Origin of the sequence: Streptomyces bohaiensis (assembly GCF_012033785.1) — a bacterium.
Taxonomy (GTDB): Bacteria; Actinomycetota; Actinomycetes; order Streptomycetales; family Streptomycetaceae; genus Streptomyces; species Streptomyces bohaiensis.
On record NZ_JAAVJC010000456.1, the window covers coordinates 1 to 2,159 of the forward strand.

The 2,159-nt window shown below is 74.6% G+C and carries 2 protein-coding genes; both read left to right on the plus strand.

Annotation, left to right across the window (positions count from 1 at the left end; genetic code table 11):
* A partial coding sequence (locus HCN52_RS23885; RefSeq protein WP_245175410.1) for a globin domain-containing protein occupies positions 1 to 1,266 on the plus strand: 1,266 nt, incomplete at its 5' end.
* 59 nt (positions 1,267 to 1,325) lie between these two features.
* Positions 1,326 to 2,081 (plus strand): pyridoxamine 5'-phosphate oxidase family protein, encoded by a 756-nt coding sequence (locus HCN52_RS23890; RefSeq protein WP_168090501.1) that lies wholly within the window; start codon positions 1,326 to 1,328, stop codon positions 2,079 to 2,081.
* Positions 2,082 to 2,159 lie beyond the last annotated feature (78 nt).

Below are 2,159 nucleotides of genomic sequence, written 5' to 3' on the forward strand. Positions count from 1 at the left end.
GCGCCGCCCCCCGCGCCGGCGGGTCCCTGCACGGGGCCCGCGGGCCCGCCGGACCGCTCCGTCGGCGGCTGCACGCGGCCGGACGGCGCCGGCCCGCCGCCGTTCACCGCGCCCGCTCCCCCGGCCCCGGGCCCCGGTCGGGGACGGGCGCCCTCGGCCGACGCGGTGCTGATCCGGCGGACCCTCACCGAGATCGCGCCCGTCGCCGACGACGCCACGTCGCACTTCTACGCCCTGCTCTTCCTCGGCGACCCGGAGCTGCGGCAGCTGTTCCCCGCAGCCATGGACACCCAGCGCGACCGCCTCTTCGCCTCACTGCTCGGCGCGGCCGAGCGCCTGGACGACAGTGCGGAACTGACGCGGTACCTCTCCGAGTTGGGGCGCGGCCACCGCAAGTACGGCACCCGTCCCGAGCACTACCCGGCGGTCGGCCAGAGCCTGCTCGGGGCGCTCGCCCGCTATGCCGCACGGGTCTGGGACCCGGCGACCCGCGCCGCCTGGATCCGCGCCTACACCGCGATCTCGCAGACGATGATCGACGCCGCCGCGGCCGACGAGCAGCGGGCGCCGGCCTGGTGGGAGGCGGAGGTCGTCTCCCACGAACTGCGGACCAGCGACGTCGCGGTCATCACCGTCCGCCCCGACCAGCCGTACCGGTTCACCGCGGGTCAGTACGCGGCGGTGGAGACGCCGTGGTGGCCGCGGGTGTGGCGGACCTACTCGTTCGCCAAGGCGCCGGACCCCGACGGGCTGCTGACGTTCCACGTCAAGGCGGTGCCCGCGGGGTGGGTCTCCGGCGCGTTGGTGCGGCGCGCGACGGTCGGCAGCGTGATCCGGCTCGGGCCTCCCGGGGGGTCGATGACGGTGGACCACTCCTCCGACACCGGTCTGCTCTGCCTGGCGGGGAGCACCGGTATAGCACCGATCAAGGCGCTCGTGGAGGACGTCGCCGAACATGGCCGAGGACGGCCGGTGGAGCTGTTCTTCGGTGCCCGTCGGGAGAGCGACCTCTACGAACTTCCGGCGCTGCGGGAGATGGAGCGCCGCCACCGCTGGCTCTCGGTCCGCACGGTGGTCGCGGACGGCGCCGAGCGCGCACCGGCAGGTCAGCTGCCGGACACGGTGCGGCGGCTCGGCCCGTGGCGGGAGTTCGACGGCTACCTTTCCGGGCCGGCCGCGATGGTGCGCTCCGGTGTCTCGGCGCTGACGTCCGCCGGCATCCCCGCCGAACGAATCCGCCACGACTTTGTGGATATACGCACCTGAGTGAGACCCTGCGGTGACACGCAGACACATAGCGGCAGGGCTCAGGGGCTTGGGGGGCTATGGCGGAGATCGACGGACCGGGGCACGGGCCGGGTCGGACGTCCGGCAACCCCGCGGAGGAGGAGCCGGTCGAGGCCCCGACCGGCGACCGCGACCGGGACGACTGGCACCCGCCCGCGGCGGCAGCGGCGGCCCACCGGCCGGGCAACGCCGGCCAGTGGTCGGTGCAGGCGCGGCTGGGAACGACGGAGGCCGCGCGCCGCTTCCACGCCGAGCAGGTCGTCGACCGGCTCAACCGCCGGATGCTGCAGTTCGTCGCCCGGCAGGAGATGTTCTTCCTCGCGACCTCGGACCGGTTCGGTGAGTGCCACAGCACGCTCCGGGCCGGTCCGCCCGGTTTCCTGCACGCGCTGGACGACCGGACCCTGGTGTATCCGGAGTACCGGGGCAGCGGGGTGCACGCCAGTCTCGGGAACATCGCCGAGAACCCGCACGCCGGGCTGCTGCTGCTGGACTTCGAACGCGCCCGCATCGGGCTGCACGTGAACGGGCGGGCGCACCTGCTCGGTGAGGACGAGTTCCGCGAGCGCCACCCGGAGGTGCCGACCGACCCGCTCCCCGGGCGCCGGGCCCGGCTCTGGGTCCGGATCGACGTGATCACGGCGCACATCCACGGCGCCACCCACATCCCCCATCTGGTGGGGGTGCCCAAGCGCTCCCCGCGCGAGTGGGGTTCGCAGGACTACCGCCGCAAGGGCGGCGACTTCTTCGGCGTGGCCCGCGCCCGGGCGACCCGCCGACCCCGCCGGGGCTGAAGGTCCAGCACTTCTTCGTCTGCCGCCTCGTCTCCATGGACCACCGCGGCATGGCGACCCTGCCGCTGCGGCTGGAGC